16 protein-coding genes and 1 tRNA gene are annotated in these 18,905 nt (G+C 69.6%); 2 read left to right on the plus strand and 15 right to left on the minus strand.

All coding sequences use genetic code 11. The annotated features are described in order from the left end of the window. Positions 1 to 55 precede the first annotated feature (55 nt). From ACFOM9_RS03620 to ACFOM9_RS03635, 4 genes are all read right to left on the minus strand, one after another. Positions 56 to 466, minus strand: a complete 411-nt coding sequence (locus ACFOM9_RS03620; RefSeq protein ID WP_386706258.1) for a hypothetical protein — start codon at positions 464 to 466, stop codon at positions 56 to 58. A 92-nt stretch (positions 467 to 558) separates the two neighbouring features. Further along, positions 559 to 1,266: an endonuclease V gene (locus ACFOM9_RS03625; RefSeq protein ID WP_386706260.1), complete on the minus strand. Its 708-nt coding sequence runs from the start codon at positions 1,264 to 1,266 to the stop codon at positions 559 to 561. A 1-nt stretch (position 1,267) separates the two neighbouring features. Then, positions 1,268 to 1,777, minus strand: a complete 510-nt coding sequence (locus ACFOM9_RS03630; RefSeq protein WP_386706262.1) for a SixA phosphatase family protein — start codon at positions 1,775 to 1,777, stop codon at positions 1,268 to 1,270. A 188-nt stretch (positions 1,778 to 1,965) separates the two neighbouring features. After that, a complete protein-coding gene (locus ACFOM9_RS03635) occupies positions 1,966 to 2,862 on the minus strand; it encodes a diguanylate cyclase (protein WP_386706265.1) in 897 nt (298 codons plus the stop codon). Between the two features lie 101 nt (positions 2,863 to 2,963). On the opposite strand from ACFOM9_RS03635, the gene ACFOM9_RS03640 reads away from it, so the two are divergent. Continuing rightward, entirely contained in the window at positions 2,964 to 5,711 is a 2,748-nt protein-coding gene (locus ACFOM9_RS03640) for a protein kinase domain-containing protein (RefSeq protein ID WP_386706267.1), read from the plus strand. A gap of 177 nt (positions 5,712 to 5,888) precedes the next feature. On the opposite strand, the gene ACFOM9_RS03645 is transcribed toward ACFOM9_RS03640, so the two are convergent. The 11 genes from ACFOM9_RS03645 to ACFOM9_RS03695 form a co-directional block, all read right to left on the minus strand. Continuing rightward, on the minus strand, positions 5,889 to 6,797 hold the full coding sequence (locus ACFOM9_RS03645) for a DMT family transporter (protein WP_386706269.1): 909 nt from the start codon (positions 6,795 to 6,797) through the stop codon (positions 5,889 to 5,891). 114 nt (positions 6,798 to 6,911) lie between these two features. After that, on the minus strand, positions 6,912 to 7,961 hold the full coding sequence (gene murB, locus ACFOM9_RS03650; protein WP_386706271.1) for a UDP-N-acetylmuramate dehydrogenase: 1,050 nt from the start codon (positions 7,959 to 7,961) through the stop codon (positions 6,912 to 6,914). A gap of 4 nt (positions 7,962 to 7,965) precedes the next feature. Further along, entirely contained in the window at positions 7,966 to 9,021 is a 1,056-nt protein-coding gene (locus tag ACFOM9_RS03655; RefSeq protein WP_386706273.1) for a quinone-dependent dihydroorotate dehydrogenase, read from the minus strand. Beyond that, the gene (locus tag ACFOM9_RS03660) at positions 9,021 to 9,299 is read right to left on the minus strand and encodes a hypothetical protein (RefSeq protein WP_386706274.1); all 279 of its coding nucleotides are present in this window, start codon (positions 9,297 to 9,299) and stop codon (positions 9,021 to 9,023) included. The genes ACFOM9_RS03655 and ACFOM9_RS03660 overlap by 1 nt, the downstream gene beginning before the upstream one ends. A 16-nt stretch (positions 9,300 to 9,315) precedes the next feature. Next, positions 9,316 to 10,851, minus strand: a complete 1,536-nt coding sequence (gene amaB / locus ACFOM9_RS03665; RefSeq protein ID WP_386706275.1) for an L-piperidine-6-carboxylate dehydrogenase — start codon at positions 10,849 to 10,851, stop codon at positions 9,316 to 9,318. A gap of 128 nt (positions 10,852 to 10,979) precedes the next feature. Continuing rightward, positions 10,980 to 11,056 (minus strand) — tRNA-Arg (locus tag ACFOM9_RS03670). 200 nt (positions 11,057 to 11,256) lie between these two features. Continuing rightward, positions 11,257 to 12,540 (minus strand): dicarboxylate/amino acid:cation symporter, encoded by a 1,284-nt coding sequence (locus tag ACFOM9_RS03675; protein WP_386706277.1) that lies wholly within the window; start codon positions 12,538 to 12,540, stop codon positions 11,257 to 11,259. A gap of 211 nt (positions 12,541 to 12,751) precedes the next feature. Further along, positions 12,752 to 13,636 (minus strand): L,D-transpeptidase family protein, encoded by an 885-nt coding sequence (locus ACFOM9_RS03680; RefSeq protein WP_386706279.1) that lies wholly within the window; start codon positions 13,634 to 13,636, stop codon positions 12,752 to 12,754. 2 nt (positions 13,637 to 13,638) lie between these two features. Next, entirely contained in the window at positions 13,639 to 14,487 is an 849-nt protein-coding gene (locus ACFOM9_RS03685) for a MurR/RpiR family transcriptional regulator (protein WP_386706281.1), read from the minus strand. Positions 14,488 to 14,500: 13 nt separating this feature from the next. After that, entirely contained in the window at positions 14,501 to 15,598 is a 1,098-nt protein-coding gene (locus ACFOM9_RS03690) for a dipeptide epimerase (protein WP_386706283.1), read from the minus strand. A gap of 42 nt (positions 15,599 to 15,640) precedes the next feature. Beyond that, positions 15,641 to 17,035, minus strand: coding sequence for a C40 family peptidase (locus ACFOM9_RS03695; RefSeq protein WP_386706285.1), 1,395 nt, complete (start codon positions 17,033 to 17,035; stop codon positions 15,641 to 15,643). A gap of 340 nt (positions 17,036 to 17,375) precedes the next feature. On the opposite strand from ACFOM9_RS03695, the gene ACFOM9_RS03700 reads away from it, so the two are divergent. After that, entirely contained in the window at positions 17,376 to 18,872 is a 1,497-nt protein-coding gene (locus ACFOM9_RS03700; RefSeq protein ID WP_386707296.1) for a transglutaminase-like domain-containing protein, read from the plus strand. Positions 18,873 to 18,905 lie beyond the last annotated feature (33 nt).

Here is an 18,905-nt window from a genome sequence, read left to right on the forward strand (position 1 = left end):
TGCCACTGGCGGCGAGGTTTTACCGGCCAACAGCGCCCCGCGCGCAACGCGGTGGTCAGGGCAGCGTTTCGAGTTTGAGCTGCGCTTCCGGGTCCGCGCCCTGCGCCAGCGACATGAGTGTCAGGCGGCGCCCCGCCAGGTCCTTGCTGCGGTCGCCGCGGCCGGTGTGCAGACTGAAGGACTCGGGGGTTGCCGCGGCGCCAGTGGCCCACTCGAAGACGACTTCGGCGTCGCCGGCCCACACGCACTGGCGCCCGGGCTGGCAGCGCGAATCATTGGTGACCCGCACGTAGCGCAGCGTGCCGCGATCGGGAAGTGCGACCTGTTCGCCGGTCGCGAGCGTGAACGCCTCGCCGTCGGCGACGGTGCGCTGGTCGCTGGCGTCGGCCGGCGGGGTGGAGCACGCCGCGAACAGCAGCGGCAGCAGGCCGGCAACGGCGGCGGCATGGGGCAGGAGCGTACGCATGCGGAACCTCCTCGAGCGGGGGAGCGACCGATTCTAGCCAGCCCCGCGCCTGCCGCGGGTGAACGCTGGCACCGCGCCGGCCCGCAACGGAATCAGTCGTCGCCTTCGGCCTCGCCGTCGCGCGGCGGCCCGAGCAGCTCGGCCAGGCGCATCGGTTCGGGCAGGCGGTCGTCGCGCGTGAACCGCATCACCAGGTCGGCGGTCGAAGCCATCGACATGCGATGCCCGGGCGACACCACCAGCGGGTCGCAGGCGAGCCTGCTGCGCAGCAGCCAGCCCACCTGCTTGCCCTGGCTGCGAAGCGGCGTGTAGGCGCCGCGCACCTGGTGCGGCTCCGAACCGCTGCCCACCAGGATCTCGTTCGCCACGCCGATGCTCGGCACGCCGCTGGCAACGCCGAAATGGGCGGCGAGGCCGAGTCCGCGCGGATGCGCGATGCCGTGACCGGCGACGAAGGCCAGGTCCGGCGCCTGGGGCAGGGCTTCGAGCGCCTGTAGCAGCGCCGGAAGGCCGCGGAACGACAGCAGCCCGGGGATGCGGGTTATCGGGACGGGAGCGCGCGCGATTTCCGATCCGAGCTTTTGCAGGCTGTCCGCGTCGAACAGCACCGCCACCGCGCGCGCGGTCGCGCCCCCGTCCTCGTAGTCGACGTTGAAGGCGGCGACGGTGCGCAGCGGCGTGGAATAGCCGTCGCGCAGCCTCACCTTCGCCGCCAGCTCGAGCTGCAGCGCGCGCGCCGCTTCGATACCGTCGTCCGGGTCCGGCAGGCCTGCCGGGGCGGCGTCTTCTATGCCTGCCACCTCAGTAGCGTCGGCGCGACAGCACCGGTGGCGCATCGCCGTCGGTGTGGACCTCGAACAGGTTGCCGTAGTCGCTTTCGTCGATCGGCGCGACGTCGCAGCCGCACAGTGCCGACACGATGCCAGGCACGGTGTTGCTGTGGCCGACGATCAGCACCGTGCCGCGGGCAGGAGCCTGGCGCAGGCGTGCGGCGAACTCTCTGGGCCGCGTGTCGGCGTCGTACGAGGTGATGCTCAGGTCATGCGCGGCCGCGGTTGGCGCCGCGGTGTCGCTGGTCCTGCGGTACTGGGTGGCATAGATGGCGACCACGTCGCGCGAACGCAGCAGCGTGGCCAGCGCCTCGGCCCGGGCGAGTCCGGCGTCGGTCAGGGCCGGATCGCGCGCGTCATCGGTGGCCTTTTCCGCGTGGCGGACGACCACGTAATCCACCGAAGAGGACGCGGACAGCGTGGCGCAGCCTGCAAGCGCGAGAACGCAGGCGGCCATCAGGAAACGGAACGGAACTGGCATGGGTCGGGTCTCGGTTCGGATCCGGGAGGAGTTGAGCGCGTTGCGCACGATCCGGAGCATGCGCCCGATCGCGACGTCGGGCGACGCCCGAGGCGGATCGACCGCCATTGTCCGCCATCGCGCCGCCAGCGCGGACCCGCCCGCGGAAGCGGCCCGAATGCGATCGGCCGGGACGGCCCGCGGTTCGCTCAGGGTCCGAGGCATACCCGGTTGCGGCCTTCCTCTTTTGCCCGGTAGAGCGCGGCGTCCGCGGCGGTCATCAGGCGGATCCGGGTGTTCCGCAGCGGCGACAGGTCGGCGATCCCGATGCTGACGGTGATGCGTTGCGGTTCGCCCCCGGGCGCGAACACCGCGGCGGCGACGGCTTCGCGCAGGCGCTCGGCGAAGCCGTAGGCGGCGTCGGCGTCGCACTCGGGCAGCAGGACGGCGAATTCCTCGCCGCCGATGCGCGCGGCGATGTCGTCGTTGCGCACGTGGTGGTGGACCAGGTCGGCGATCTGGCGCAGCACCTCGTCGCCGGAGATGTGGCCGTAGCGGTCGTTGACCGGCTTGAACAGGTCCACGTCGATGATGCAGGTCGACAGCGGCCGCCGGTGGCGCAGCGCGCGGGCGACCTCGCGGTCCATCTGCTCCATGAAATGGCGGCGGTTGCATAGGTTGGTCAGCGCATCGCGGGTGGCGAGCTGGTAGATCTCTTCGTGGTAGTTCGCCTCCACGCTGGTGTGGCTGATGAACTTCAGGATGCTTTCGCCGACGGTGACATGGTCGCCATCGGACAGCGTCGCTTCGTCGACCGGCGCGTCGTTGACGCGCGTGGCGTTGGTGGCGCCCAGGTCGCGGATGCGGTATTCGTCGCCCTCGCGCCAGAGCTGGCAGTGTTCGCGCGACACGCTCTTGTGGGCGATGCACAGGTCGGCGTCCTGCGATCGCCCGACCAGCACGCGGCTGGCATCGATGTCCACCCGGCCGCCCAGGCCAACGCCGTGGATCACGACCACGCACGCCGATCTCGGCGACGCGGTGTGCGGACCGTCGCTGAGCAGGGTGCGTTGCGTGGTTTCGGACGGGCCGTTGCGGTTGTCCATGCGGGCCGGGCGCGGAACGGGGCTGCAGTGTAGCGGCAATCCCGCGGTGGAACAGGGCGCTTCCGGTAACATGCCGGAGCTGTGGACAGGGGGAACAGGGCATGACCACGCCCGTGGGAGACGATCCGGATCGGACCGAATTGCTGGCCACGCGTGGCCCCATCGCGGATGACGCCGACGCGGCCGACGGCGAGTCGCTCGCGCCGGGCGCGCGGCTGGGCCGCTACCGGATCGAGGCGCTGCTCGGGCGCGGCGGCATGGGCGACGTCTATCGCGCCGAACAGCTCGAGCCGGTGCGGCGCACGGTGGCGCTCAAGCTGCTGCGCAGGCGTCGCCTGGATGCGCGGCACCTCGCGTATTTCGAGGTCGAGCGCCAGCTGCTTGCGCAGATGCGGCACCCGGCGATCGCGCAGGTGTTCGACGCCGACACCACGGCCCAGGGGTACCCCTTTTTCGCGATGGAGTTCATCGCCGGCAGCCCGCTGACGCGCTTCTGCGAGGAACACGCGCTGTCGCTGCGCCAGCGGATCGAGCTGATGATCCGGGTCTGCGAAGGCGTGCAGCATGCGCACCAGAAGGGCGTGGTGCACCGCGACCTCAAGCCGGGCAACCTGCTGGTCGACGAGGTGGACGGCCGCGCGCTGCCGAAAATCATCGACTTCGGCATCGCCACCGCATCGTCGATGGTCGAAGGCCGCGAGATCGCCGGCACGCCCGACTACATGAGCCCGGAGCAGGCCGCCGGGGACCAGGCGCTGGTCGATACCCGCAGCGACGTGTATTCGCTGGGCGTGGTGCTGTACGAAGTGCTGACCGGGCGACGCCCGGAGATCGCGGGCGAGACGCACGTGGCAAGCACCCGGACGCTGCGCCTGCCTTCGGAACAGTTGGCGACGCTGCCGCCGGGCGACGCCGGCCGCATCGCGCGCGCCAACGGCCTGCGGCTGGCGGACATGCGGCGCGTGCTGCGCCATGAACTCGACTGGGTGGTCGCCAGGGCGATGCGCCACGATCGCAGCGAGCGCTATCCGTCCGCGGGAGCGCTGGCCGACGACCTGCGGCGATTCCTCGACGGAGCGCCGCTGTCGGCGGTGCCGGCCTCGCGCGGCTACGTCTGGGGCAAGTTCGTGCGTCGTCATCGGGTGGGCCTGGCGGCCGCGTCGATCGCCCTGGCAGCCCTGCTCGGCGGCCTGGCGATGTCGCTGTACGGCCTGCAGCAGGCGCGCACGCAGCGGGCGATCGCCCAGCAGCGCAGCGCGGAGCTGGAAAAGGTGGCGGCTTTCCAGCAGTCGATGCTCGAAGGCATCGACATCGAGGCGATGGGGATCGGCATGGCCCGCGGCCTGCGTGGACAGGCCGCGAAAGCCGAACCCTCGACGCGCGCGGCGGTCGAGGACACGCTCGCCCACGCCAGCACCGCCGACATCGCCCGCAACCTGATCGACCGCAACATCCTCGCCGGCGCCGAAACCGCGATCGCCCGCGACTTCGCGCGCGAGCCGGGGCTGGCCGCCGACCTGCGCGAATCGGTGGCGCGGGTGCGCGATGCGCTCGGGCTGCCGGAGGCGGCCGCCGCCGGGTTCGGCAAGGTCGCCGATTACCGGGAGCAGGCGCTGGGCGCGTCCGCCGTCCCGACGCTCGACGCGCGCAGGCAACAGGCGACGGCGATGCTGTCGGCGCAGCAGCCCAAGCCGGCGCTCGCGTTGCTGCAGCGCACGCTGTCGGACGCCGCCTCGCTGCCGCCCGACGATCCGCTGCGCATCCGCCTGGAAATGGCGCAGGCCGAGGCCGTGGGCTCGCTCGGCGACCGCGAGGCCGCGCGCAAGGCATTGCAGTCGCTGTACGCGCGCAGCCGCAAGGCGCACGGGGAGCGCGGCCCCATCACCATGGAGGCGATGAACAACCTGGCGATCCTGCTGGGCCGCATGGGCGAGGCCAAGCTCGGTCGCGACTACATGGAGCGCCTGGTGCCAATGCGCCGCGCCGTGCTCGGCGCCGACCATGAGGACACCCTGGGCTCGCTGCACAACTTGGCGGTGATGCGGATCATGACCGGCGACAGCGACGGCGCGCTGGTGCTGCAGCGCCAGCTGGTCGCAACGCAGACGCGCCGCCTTGGCGCGGAACACCCGAAGACGCTCACCGAACGCGGCAACCTCGCGAGCATGCTGGTCGACAGCGGCAAGGCCAATGAAGCGCTGCCGATCTCGCTGTCGGTGGTGGAGGCCTGCACCCGCGTGCTGGGCGCGGACAGCCCGCAGACGTTGCGCGCCAAGCTCAACCTGTCCACCCTCTACGCGCGCCTGGGGCAGTTCGACAGGACGCTGGCGATGCAGCAGGAGGTGGTCGATGCCCGTACGCGCCTGCTCGGGCCGCGCCATCCGGACACGATCTACATCCGGGTCAACCGCGCCGGCTCGCTGCTGCAGGCCGGCCGCGCTAAGGAGTCGCTGGCGCTGCTGGACAGCTTGCTGCCGCTGACGCGCGAAGTGCTCGGCGGCCGGCATCCGCAGACCCAGTCCGCGTACGACATCCGCGCCCAGGCCGCCGAAGCGGTCGGCGACACGACGCTTGCGATCGCGAGCTATCGCGAAGCGCTTGCGTTGCGCGCGGCTGCGCTGGGCGGGGGCGATCTCAAGACCATCGACACTGCCTGGAAACTCGAGGGCCTGCTGGCTGCCGTTGGCGAGGTCGGCGAGGCGGGGCGCATCCGTGCCCGCTATGTCACTCCGCTGCTGGAGAAGCCGGACGCGCAGCTCGATGACCGGCAGCGCACCTTCGTGGCCAAGATCCGCAGGACCGAAGCCGAGGAAGCCGCGCAGGCGGCAAAGAAGGTGGCGGAGCGCTGATGTCCTGCCGCGGGCGGCGTGGTCATGGCGGTATCGGCCGCTCGCTTTCGCGACGCCGCCGGATCGGAGATTGCGGGTTTCCGCCGCAGGATATGCCCGCTATGCGAGCAATTCGCCGTTGCAACGCGTCGCGCAAACGGATGACGGCTGACGCACACCTACGCGCGACCAGTTGCGTCACTCCGCGGGCTTGGCCGCTTCCACCGGCGCATTGGTCGCTGCGCGCCGTGCCAGCTGGACTTCGCGATGGGCGATATAGATGTTGGCGGTGAGGATCACGGCCGCGCCGGCGACGGTGTAGCGGTTCGGGCTTTCGCCGAACAGCAGCCATGCGGCCATCGCCACCAGCGGCAGCTGGAGGAAGCTGATCGGCTGCAGCGCCGAGACGTCGCCCAGCTTCAGCGCCCGCGTCCACAGCAGCTGGCCGCCGGTGCCGAAGATACCCAGCAGCACCAGCCATGCCCACGTCGCACCGCTGGGCCATTCCCATGCGAACAGCGCCGGCACCAGCGACAGCGGCACCCAGAACAGGTAGGTGTACAGGACGATCGTGTCGGCCGGGTCGATCCGCGACAGCTGCTTGATCTGGATCGCGACGATCGCACTGAGCAATGCGCCCGACAGCGCGATCAGGGTGCCGCCGCTGAATGTCGCGCTGCCCGGACGCACGATGATCAGCACGCCGATGAAGCCGATGATCACCGCGCTCCATCGGCGCATGCGGACCTTCTCGCCCAGGAAGAACACGGCGGCGATGGTGACGAACAGCGGCGCGGCGTAGGACAGCGAGATCGCCTGCGCCATCGGCAGGTGGCCCAGCGCCCAGAATCCGCACAGCATCGACGCCACCCCGATCGTGCTGCGCAGCAGGTAGCGCGGCAGCTGCTGCGTGCGGAACACCCCGCGCCCCGAGCGCCACAGGAAAGGCAGCAGCGCGGCCAGGCCGAACACGTTGCGGAAGAAGGCGATCTCGTAGGTCGACAGGCTGCTGGAGGCCAGCCGGATCATCACCGACATGCCGGCGAAGAACAGGGTGCTGCCGGCCATCAGCAGCGCGGCGCGCAGGTGCGGGTTGGACGTGGTCATCGCGTCAACGGGCAGGTGCCGGTGGAGGAGCGGGGGAGGGCGACATCGTGCTTGTGCGCGCGTTTCCAGGGCGAGAAGACCCGGGATGGTCGACCGCAGCGCTGGCGACCGTGGTCACCATGGCGCGCCGACGATGCGCGGTTCGGGTTCCAGCGCCACGCCGAAGCGGGCGCGCACCGATGCGGCGATGGCCCGCGCCAGCGCGAGCAGTTGCTCGCCGGTCGCGTGGCCGTGGTTGACCAATACCAGCGCGTGCTCGGGCGACACGCCGGCATCGCCGTCGCGATGGCCCTTCCAGCCGCAGGCGTCGATAAGCCAGGCGGCGGACAGCTTGCGCATGGCATCGCTGCCGCCCCCGAACACCGGCAGCGCGGGATGCGCGGCGTGCAGCGCTTCGGCCCGTGCGGACGTCACGATCGGGTTCTTGAAGAAGCTGCCGGCGTTGCCCAGCACGGCCGGATCGGGCAGCTTGCGCCGGCGGATGCGGATCACCGCCTCGGCGACCTGCATCGCCGTTGGCGTGGCGATGCCCGTCGCGGCGAGCTCATCGCGCAGGCCGGCGTAGTCGAGCACCGGAGCGCCGACGCGCGAGAGCGCGAACTCGACCGCGGTAACGATCCAGCGCTGCGGTTCGCGCTTGAACGCGCTGTCGCGATAGGCGAAGCGGCAGTCTTCCGGTGCGAGACGTCGGACCTGCCCGGTGGCGCGTTCGAAAACCTCGACCGCGTGCACGCGTTCGCGGACCTCCACGCCGTACGCGCCGATGTTCTGGATCGGCGCTGCGCCGACGGTCCCGGGAATCAGGGCCAGGTTCTCGAGCCCGCACAGGCCCAGCGACAGCGTGTGCATGACGAATCCATGCCACGGCACGCCGGCGCTGGCGCGCACCACCACGCCGTCGCCGTCGCCCGCGTCGATCTCGAGGTTGCGCGCGGTCAGCGCGAGTACCGGCCCGGCCGGATCCGCGGCGAACAGCAGGTTGCTGCCTCCGCCCAGCACCAGCAGGGCCGGATCGCCGGCGTCGACGACGCCGCTGTCGAACAGCCGCGGCAGCGCCGCCGCGTCGTCGACTTCGACCAGCAGCGGCGCGCGCGCGGCAATGCCGAAGGTGTTGCGCGACGCCAGGTCGGCGTCGTCGACCAGCCGGTAGCCATCGATCTTCATGCGGTCACTGGTTGGGCAGGTTGCCGCGACTGGGCGCTTCCTTGCGCCGGCGGATCGCCTCGACGCATTCGCCGATCAGCGCCGGGCCGCGATACACCAGGCCGGTGTAGCACTGCACCAGCGAAGCGCCGGCCGCCATCTTCTTGGCCGCGTCGGCGCCCGACAGGATGCCGCCGACGCCGACCAGGGGGATCGAGTCCGGCAGCCGCGTGCGCAGCATCCGCAGCACGGCGGTCGACTTGTTCATCAGCGGCGCGCCCGACAGACCGCCGGTTTCGCGCGCGCGCGGGTCTTCCTGCACGGCGATCCGCGATACGGTGGTGTTGGTGGCGATCACGCCGTCCACCCGCATGTCGCCGAGCACGCGCGCGGCGGCGTCGATGTCGTCGTCCGACAGGTCCGGCGCGACCTTGACCAGCATCGGCACGTACCTGCCGTGCCTGGCCGCGAGCCGCTCCTGCTCCTCGCGCAGGGTGCCGATCAGGCGACGCAGCGCCTGCTCTTCCTGCAGCTCGCGCAGGCCGGCGGTGTTGGGCGAGGAAATGTTGACGGTGACGTAGTCGGCCGCCGGATACACGTGTTCGAGGCAGAACAGGTAGTCGGACGCCGCCAGCTCGTTGGGCGTGTCCTTGTTCTTGCCGATGTTGATGCCCAGCAGGCCATCGCGGCGGCGCGCGCGGCCTACGTTGCGCAGCAGCGCCTGGATGCCGTCGTTGTTGAAGCCGAGCCGGTTGATCACCGCGCGGTGGCGCGGCAGGCGGAACATGCGCGGCCTGGGGTTGCCGTCCTGCGGCTCCGGGGTGACCGTGCCGATCTCGACGAAACCGAAGCCCAGCGCGAGCAGCGCATCGATGTGCATGCCGTTCTTGTCGAGCCCGGCGGCGAGCCCGACCGGATTGCGGAACGTGAGCCCGAATGCCCGCGTCGGCAGCGGCCGCGGCTGCCGCGCCAGCAGCGGCGACAGGCCGCTGCGGTAGGCGAGCTCGAGCGATGCCAGCCCGAGCCCGTGCGCGCGCTCCGCATCGATGCCAAACAGGAAGGGGCGGGCGAGTCCGTACATCAGCCAAGCGTACCGACGAACACGCGGGTGTCATAGCCGAAATCGGCCTGGCATTCGACCGCGTGGCCCGTCGCCGCGACCACCGGGTGCCCGGCGTCGAGCCACATGCGCATGGAGACCCGGGTGCCCGAATCGATGCCGGCCACTGCATGGCCGGTGTCGATGCGCTGCGAGCGGTGCAGCCGCGCCCGAAGCGCCGCCGGACAGCCGGGCCGATGACGAACATCGTCATCGACCCGGTGGCTGGAACGCTCGGTGGGCGCGGAGGCGTCCGGCATGGCGGTGATGCTCCGGCTACAGGTCGAACTTGATGCCCTGTGCCAGCGGAAGCGCGTCGGAGTAGTTGATGGTGTTGGTCTGGCGGCGCATGTAGGCGCGCCACGCGTCCGAACCCGATTCGCGCCCGCCGCCGGTCTCCTTTTCGCCGCCGAACGCGCCGCCGATCTCCGCGCCGGACGTGCCGATGTTGACGTTGGCGATGCCGCAGTCCGAACCGGTCGCGGCCAGGAACGCTTCGGCGGCCTTGAGGTTGGTGGTGAAGATCGCCGACGACAGGCCCTGCGGCACGTCGTTCTGCATCGCGATCGCGTCGTCGAGCTTCGAATACTTCATCACGTACAGGATCGGGGCGAAGGTTTCGGTCTGCACGACCTCGGCCTTGTTTTCCAGCCCGGTGACGATCGTCGGCAGCACGAAGTTGCCCTTGCGCTCGGTCAGCGCCTTGCCGCCGCTGGCGACGGTGCCGCCGGCGGCCTTGGCCTTTTCGATGGCATCCAGGTACGCGTCGACCGCGTCGCTGCTGTTGAGCGGGCCCATCAGGTTGGCCGGGTCGGTCGGGTCGCCGATCTTCTTCTCGACCTGGCCGTAGGCGGTGACCAGCTTGGCCAGCACGTCGTCATGGATCGATTCGTGCACGAACACGCGGCGCGTGCTGGTGCAGCGCTGGCCCGCGGTGCCGACCGCGCCGAACACGATCGCGGGGATCGCCAGCTTCAGGTCGGCGGTCTCGTCGACGATGATCGCGTTGTTGCCGCCGAGTTCCAGCAGCGAGCGGCCCATGCGCTGCGCGACGCGCTCGCCGACCTGGCGACCGACCCTGGTCGAACCGGTGAAGCTGACCAAGCCGATGCGGCGGTCGTCGACGAAGTTCGAGGCCAGCTCGGTGCCGGCGTCGTTGAACAGGAAGAACAGGTCGGGGAACCCGGCCTTCTTCAGCGCTTCGTTGCAGATCTTCATCGAGGCGATCGCCGACAGCGGGGTCTTGGGCGAGGGCTTCCAGATCGAGATGTCGCCGCAGACCGCCGCGACGAACGAATTCCAGGCCCACACCGCGACAGGGAAATTGAACGCCGAGATGATCCCGACCAGGCCGATCGGGTGCCACTGCTCGTACATGCGGTGGCCGGGGCGCTCGCTGTGCATGGTCAGGCCGTAGAGCTGGCGCGACAGGCCGACGGCGAATTCGCCGATGTCGATCATCTCCTGCACCTCGCCGTCGCCCTCGGGCTTGGACTTGCCCATTTCCAGCGCGACCAGCGAACCCAGCGCGTCCTTGTGCGTGCGCAGCGCGTCGGCGCACAGGCGGATCGCCTCGCCGCGGCGCGGCGCGGGCGTCGTGCGCCAGACCTTGAAGGCGGCCTGCGCGCGCTCGACGATCGTGTCGTAGTCCGCCTGCGACGAAGCCTGCACCTTGGCCAGCACCGAGCCGTCGGTGGGGTTGACCGGTTCCAGCACGCCGGCATCACTGGTCTTCGACCACTCGCCATGGCCGAGGTAGGTGCCCGATTCGTTGTCGGACAGGCCGAGGGCGGTGAGGACGGGGTGGGTCATGGAGAACTCCTGGAGGGCAAAGAATGAAGAGCGATGGCGCAAGGCCGCCTGCGGGCGTGGCAGCGGCTGTGGCCGCGAGCGGATTCCCTGGAGAAGCCGTCGCGGGCCTGGCGGCCCTCACCGGCAAGTGGTGCCCCCGGCGCGATTCGAACGCACGACCTTCCCCTTAGGAGGGGGACGCTCTATCCAGCTGAGCTACGGGGGCTTAGCCGCGCATTTTCGCACGAACGCGCGACCGGCTGGAAATCCACGGGGCGATGGCCGGCCCGCGCGGCGGCACCGAAGCACGAGCGTTCGAGCCATCCTCAGGGCCGCCAAGGGAGCCGGCCAGGGAACCGCGGTCGGGGGGCCGGGATGGACCGGGCCCGCTGCGGCCGCCGGTGCGCGAAGCCGCGGCCGGCACGCTCAGGCGTCCGGCTTCCCGGCCACGCCCTCGAACGGCCCGATGGGATCCACGGTGTCCGCTGGCGCGCCGCGGGCCACCACGCTGGTCGCGGTCAGGTCGGCGCTGACGTTGCCCACGGTCGAGAACACGTCGGGGATCGTGTCCACCGCCAGCAGCACGCCCAGCGGTTCGATCGGCAGCCCCATCGCCTGCGCGACCGGCATGTTGGTGGCCATGAAGCTCACCTGGCCGGGCAGCCCCACCGAGCCCATGCTGACGATGACCGCCAGGCCGACGCCTGCCGCGACGTGGGCCGTGGTCACGTCGATGCCGTAGATCCAGGCGATGAACGCGGCCACGCCCAGGTACTGGATCGGGCTGGTGATGCGGAACAGCGACACCGCCATCGGCAGCACCAGCGAGCTGACGTGCAGCGGATAGCCCAGGCGCACGCGCGCGCTTTCGAGCATCGCCGGCAGCGACGCCAGCGACGATTGCGTGCTGGCCGCGATGGTCTGCGCGGGGATGATCGCCAGCGCGAAGCGCTTGAACGGCTCGCCGCCGAACACCCGCGCGACCAGGTACAGCATCACGGTGACGCTGATGTACAGCGTGCACTGCAGTGCGATGTACCAGGCCAGCGCGCTGAGCATCCTGACTCCCACCTGCGCGCACACCGCCAGCACCAGCGCGAACACGCCCAGCGGCGCGACCCACAGCACCCAGCGCACGATCACGATCATCACGTCGGCGATCGCCTGGGTGAAATCCAGCAGCCGCGCCTTGTGCGCCGGGTCTATGCGGTTCAGGGCGAAGCCGAAGAACAGCGCGAACACCACCAGCGGCAGCATCGCGCTGGCCGCCGCGGCGGCGATGACGTTGGCCGGAATGATCGCGGCGACCGCTTCGCCGAAGCCGCCGGGTGCCGTGCCGGCGGCCACTGGCGTCAGCGCGCTGCGGAACGATGCCACCAGCGCTTCGTCGCGCGGCAGCAGCGAAAGCAGGGCAGGCGCGGCAAGCGCGGTGTAAATGGCGGCCAGGGTCAACAGGATGAGGAACACCACGATCGCCTTGCGCGCGGTGCGGCCGGATGATGCGGCGTCGCTGGCCGTGTTGACGCCGAGCACGATCAGCGCGACGACCAGCGGCACCACCGTCATCTGCAGCGCGTTGAGCCACAGCCGGCCGACCGGTTGCACGAAGCCGGCAACGACCGTCGCCACGGCCGGATCCCAGAACGCAAGCGCCAGGCCGATGACGGCGCCCAGCGCCAGTCCGAGCAGTACGCGGGTGGACATCAACATGCGGTGCGGTCTCTTGTGGGAAATGGGTTGCGGGATACGAGGTTGGAGCGGCTTGAGCCTGGATTTCCTTCGCCCTCATCTGCGAAGGCAAAGAAAGGTTGGAACGAGGATTTTCCGCGGCACCGCGAACGGCAGGCGCCATCCCGGCTCCACCTTGCCTCGGCAGGGCCAAGGCACCGATGCAAGGATGCACGCCGCCGAGGTGGCTCCCCTACGATTGCGGCGACGGCAGGTGCCAGGCCGCTTGCAGGCGATGATATTCGGCCTCCGGCAGCAGCACGAACACCGGCTTCTCATCGGGCCGCAGCCAACCGTACAGGCGCTGCATGGTCGCATCGGCCATCGCCGTGCAGCCGGCGGTCGGCGCGCCGGAGGCCTTCCACAGGTGGGCGAAGATGCAGCTGCCGGCGCCCTTGCGCGCGCCGGGGTTGTGTTCGATCACGAAGCCGGCGCGGTAGCGCTGGTCGCCAGCGTTGTGCAGGTCCAGGCGCATCGGCTCGCTGGAACCGCGCACTGCGTCTTCGCCGACCTGCGTGGCATCGACGATGCGGTTGTACAGCGGGGAATCCACGACATCCATGCACCAATTGCTGGCCTGCATCTGCGCGTAGGGCAGGGCGGTGTCGGCATGCGTCGCGTAGCCGAAGGCCTGGCCGATGGCGAACACGCCGGCGGGCGCGCGGCCGTCGCCCTCGCGCTTGGTCGGGCCAGCGGCCTGCGCGGGATGCAGGCCGACGCCCCAGGCCGACCCGCCGCGGCCCACGCTGACCGCCGCGGCTGCGCCCTGTTCGCGCCATGCGCCGGCGCCATCGCGGGCGAAAGTGCGGAGCGTGCCGGTGGTGGCGTTCCAGTCGGCGGTGGTCACGAGCACCAGCTGCCGGGCGTCGCGCCACGCGTCGGCATCGTTTCGCGGACCGACGGTCGTGCAGCCGGCGAGCAGCAGGGCGGCCAGCAGCCAGGCAGCGCGGTACGCGCGAATCCCGGACGCCGCGAAAGCTGGCGCCCGGCCTGTCCCGCGGGCGTGCGCGATCCCATGGCGCGTGTGCGATGCAGCGCGCAGCTGCGCGCATGCCTTCATGATCGGGTGGGAAGCCATGGTCACGTATCCAGCATCGGGTGCATCAGCTCGAGATTGATCGACAGCTGCTGCAGGCGGCCTTCGTCTTCGCACAGGAGCTGGAAGATCAGGTCGAGCAGCTGCTGCAACGCGGTCTGGTACAGCAGCGGCTGGATATGCGCGCGTTCGTCGTGCGCGGAGACCAGCAGCGACAGGTCGGCGTGCGCGCGCAACGGGTTGGCGGTATGCCGCGTCACCGTCACCACCTTGCCCTGGCGCTCGTGGAACAGCCGGGCGATCTGGCACAGGGACGACTGCCGGCCGTGTTCGGAGAACGCCAGCAGCACGTCGCCGCCGGACGTGGTGGACACCGCCGCGGGCATCAGTACCGGGTCGAAATGGTGCACGGCGAGGACACCCAGCAGCGACAGCCGCATGGCGAAGCCGCGCGCCTGGATGCCATCGGGTCCGAGGCCGATCACGAACACCTTCTGAGCGCCGCGGATCGCGTCGGCGATGGCGTCGATCGTCTCGGGCGGGTTGATCAGCCGCGTTTCCTCGCCGGCCTGCGCCTTGGCGCGCCACAGGCCTTCGGCCAGCGCCGCGTGCGGATGCGGCTCTTCGCTGCTGGCCGGCGCGCCGTTCTCGTCGTTGTCATCGCCGCGCGCGAGCGATTCGCCGACCGAATACTTCAGGTCGGGATAACCCTTGAACCCGAGCTTCTGGCTGAACTTGACCACGCTCGACTGGCTGATGCCCAGCGCGCTCGCCAGCTGCTGCGAGGAATAGTCGCGCAGCAGGTGCGCGTTCTCGAGCACGAAGTCGGCGATGCGACGCTCGATCGCCGACATCTGGTCGCGCTCGGAACGGATCTTCAGCAGCGGCGACATCGGGCGCGCCGCTTCAGACCGAGAGCGGTTCGAGGCCGCGGATCTCGCGGATGCCCAGGCCCGGCGCATCGCTGATCGAGATTTCCGATTCGTTGAACGTCACCCCCCCGTCGACCGGGTCGAACGCGCACAGCGACGGCCCGTCCAGGTCGACCTTGGTGATCACGCCGGACTTCGCCACCGCCACGTGCACCGCGGCCGCGACGCTGATGCTGGTTTCCAGCATGCAGCCGATCATGCATTCGACCCCGTACAGCGCGGCGATGTCCGCGATCCGGATCGCGTTGGAGATGCCGCCGGTCTTCATCAGCTTGATGTTGATGATGTCGGCCGCGCGGGCCTTGATCAGGTCGATCACCTCCAGCGGCCCGAACACGCTTTCATCCGCCATCACCGGCGTGTGCACGCGGTCGGTGACGTACTTCAGGCCGTCGATGTCCTGCGCCTTGACCGGCTGCTCCAGCAACTCCAGGCGCACCCCGGCGTCTTCCAGCGACTGCATCGCGTAAACCGCCTGCTTGGCGGTCCAGCCCTGGTTGGCGTCGAGTCGCAGCAGGGCGCGGCCCTCGACCGCGGCGTAGATCGCCTTGACCCGCTCGATGTCGACGCCGATGTCCTTGCCGACCTTGATTTTCAGCGACTCGAAGCCGCGGTCCACCGCCGACAGCGAGTCGGCCACCATCTTGTCGATGTGATCGACGCTGATGGTGATGTCGGTGGTGATCACCGGCTCGCCGCCGCCCAGCATCTTGTACAGCGGGGTCTCGTAGAGCTGCGCCCACAGGTCGTAGACCGCGATCTCGACCGCCGCCTTGGCGCTGGTGTTGCGTTCCAGCGCGCCCTGGATCAGGCGCGTGATGCGGTTGAGGTTGGCGATCTCCTCGCCGATCAGGCGCGGGGCGATGAACTTGTTGATCGCCGAGACGATCGAGCCGTGGGTGTCACCGGTGATCACCGCCGTCGCCGGCGCCTCGCCGTACCCGACGTGGCCGGTGTCGGTGTGGATGCTGACGACAATGTCCTCGACCAGCTCGACCGTGCGCAGCGCGGTCTTGAACGGCGTCTTGAGCGGAACCCGCAGCATGCCGAAGCGGATGTCGGTGATCTTCATTGCGTCGCCTTGTGTGATGGGATACCAGGCCGGACGGGACGGTCAGGGCCGGATGCGCTGGATGTTGGTGATGCGGTCGACGTAGGTCTGCGAGGCGTTGAACCGCAGCGGCGTGAGCGGCGTCACCGACACCCCGTTGAGGTGGCCGCTGACCAGCTTGCCGTCCGGGCCGAGCCAGCTGCCGCCGTTGGTGTCGTGGATGACATAGGGCATGCCGTTGTCGTGCCCGATCACCATCATCACGTGGCCGGGGATGTAGACCAGGTCGCCCACCTGCAGGTCGGCGACGGCGTCCATGCGCTTGTCGCGGCTGTCGGCGGTGTCGAAGGCGAGGCGGTTCAGCGCCGGACTCACGCCCTGGTCGCGGGTGTTGCGCGGCAGCAGCACGCCGAAGCTGCGGTAGACCTCGGACACGAAGCCGCTGCAGTCGCGGGTGCCGTACGAATGCCCCCAGCCGTAGCGTTCGCCGAGGAACTTGAAGGCCTGCCGGATCAGGTTGGCGCGGGTGAGCGGCAGGTAGTCGGGCGCGACGTCGGCCGTGCGCGGCAGCAGCGCGGGCACGATGCGCAGGTTGCCATCGCCATTGCGCACGGGCAGCTCGACCACGTGCGAGGTGTAGGCGGCCTGGCCGTTGACGGTCTTCGTCCCCGGCCAATCGCGCAGCACCGGCACGCGCACGCCCATGTCCAGCTGCAGGTTCGAGACCGCGGGCAGGTCGGGGGTGAACGCGGTGCGCTCGTGCGCGCCGGTGACCACCAGGTACGGCACCTTGCGGGTATAGGAGAACACCTGGGTCTTGCTCCCTTCGGCCACGGCCTGCTTCTCGATCCAGGCCGCATAGAGGTTGCCCACCACGAACCACCACTTCCGGTCGCGGCTTTCGTGCACGATCGCCACCGGCGTGCCGGGGAAGAACGCGCTTTCCTGGAAGCGGTCGATGTCGGTGTCGTCAACGCTGCTGAATACTCGCGTCGTAGTCGGGAAGGTGCGCAGGTCCGCGCGCCGGACGACCAGACCGTAGCGGGTCTTCTGGGTCTTGGGGATCGCCTTGAGGTTCAGGGCGTCCATGAGCCCGTCGAGGGTCTTCTTCGCGACCGGCTTGCCCTGGTCGTCGTACAGCGCCTTCGACGGCCGCGACGACAGGTCTTCGATCCACTCGCGTACTTGCGCGCCATCGAGTTCCGCCGGCAGGCCCTCGACATCGTGCAGCGAGGGATCTTGTTGCTGCAGCTTGCGGTTCTGCGACGCGATCGCGCCACGGTCGAGGATGACCCGGTCGGCCTGGCGCTGCCGGCCCACCCAGTAGTCGGGCGTGAGCTGGGTGGTGTCGACGCCGATCACGCCCGTCGGCTGCGGCGCCACGCGCGCATCGGCCTGCAACGCCGGCACGCCCGCGAACAGGCCCAGCAGGGCGGCAAGGAGGAAGGTGCGCTTCATCGGATCGATCCCGCGTCAATGAATGGAAGGGCAGTGTCCGCGACCTGCGCGAAGACCGGCGTGCACGGTGCCGGAACGTGCCCTGCCGATCGCGCGCACAACGCCCCATCGTGTTTCTTGCACTGCAGCATGGACTTCCCCCGACGCGCATGCGGCGCGCCTGTCGCGAGCATCATGGAATACATATTTCTTCCTGCGCAAGTTTTTCGAATAAATTATTGACGATGGTGGGGGCGCATGTTACACAGCCGTGACGGTCGGCAGATGCAGCGGGGCGGGGAGCGGCGTGTATTTCACCTTGATCCATCCGGTTCGAACGCTGTCGATCCCGTCGGCCACGATGGGCCGCCGCCCGCGGCTACGGCTGGCCACCTGCATGCTGTCGGTGGTGCTCGCGTGCGGCTTGGCGACGGTGCATGCGGCGCCCGCTTCGCCCTCGGCGGAGCAGGTATCGGCACTGGTGGACGCCGGCGACTTCAGGGCCGCCGAAGCCGGCATCGACGAGGCGCTGCAACAGGCCAAACTGTCCTCGGGTGAACGACGTGCCTACGCCTTCCAGCGTGAGCGCATGCGCCGCATCCTGCTCGACTTCACGCTTGACGAAAGCGACGTCCAGGCGCGGGTGCGCAAGCAGATCCCGGACCTGACCGACGCCGAGTTCGCGAAGTGGAACGCGGCCGGGCTGTTCGAGCGCATGGTCATCGATGGCCGCACCCTGTACTTCAACCGTTCGCCATCCAACCTGTTCCGGCTGAGCAAGGAGGCGGTGGCGCGCCGCGATCCGAAGTTGCCGCCGATCGGCGACGGTCCGATGGAATCGCTCAGCGCGCAACAGGTCGCCATCCGTGATGCGGCCTTGGCCGAGCACAGGAGCAGCGTGCTGCCCTTGCGGCTGCGCATGACCCAGAAGCTGACCGTCGATGCCGACGCGGTGCCCGCCGGCGAGACCGTGCGCGCCTGGATTCCGTATCCGCAGGCGATTCCGGGCCATCAGGAAGACATCGTCTTCGTTGCCAGCGCGCCGGCCGCGCACGAGATCGCGCCAGAAACGGCGCCGCAGCGCACCGTGTACCTGGAGCGGCCTGCCCGGGCCGGTGCGGCGACCGAATTCTCGGTCACCTACGAGCTGACGATCCTCGGCCAGTACCACGCCATCGACCCCGACAAGGTGGTGGCGACCGATATCACGCCGGAACTCGCGCCCTACGTCGCCGAGCGCGCGCCGCACGTGGTGTTCACCGACGCGATGCGCGAGTTCTCGCGCAGGGTCGTGGGCGACGAAACCCGTCCCTATCGGATCGTGCAGAAGCTGTTCGCCGCGGTGGACGAGATCCCGTGGGCGGGCGCGCGCGAGTATTCGACGATCTCCAACATCAGCGACTACGCGCTGCATGCAGGCCATGCCGACTGCGGCCAGCAGACGCTGCTGCTGATCACGCTGCTGCGCATGAACGGCATTCCCGCGCGCTGGCAGTCCGGCATGGTGTTCAGCGACGGGGACTACAGCAACATCCATGACTGGGGCCAGGTCTACCTCGCGCCCTATGGCTGGGTGCCGATGGACGTGACCACCGGCCGGCTGGCCGCTGACAAGGACACCGGCAACGACCCGTCGATGGAATGGTTCTACCTGGGCGGCCTGGACAACTGGCGCATCGCCTTCAACCAGGACTGGGACCAGCCGTTCCAGCCGCCGAAGAAGCACTTCCGTTCCGACGACGTCGACTCCCAGCGCGGCGAAGCCGAATGGGACGGCGGCAACCTGTATTTCGACCAGACCGGCTACGACTTCGAATGGCAGATCCTGCCGGCGAAGTCCGCACCGACACAACGCTGAACCACCGACTTCAACAACCGCATCCACAGCATC

The organism is Luteimonas notoginsengisoli, assembly GCF_042648885.1.
In the GTDB taxonomy this organism is placed as follows: Bacteria; Pseudomonadota; Gammaproteobacteria; order Xanthomonadales; family Xanthomonadaceae; genus Luteimonas; species Luteimonas notoginsengisoli.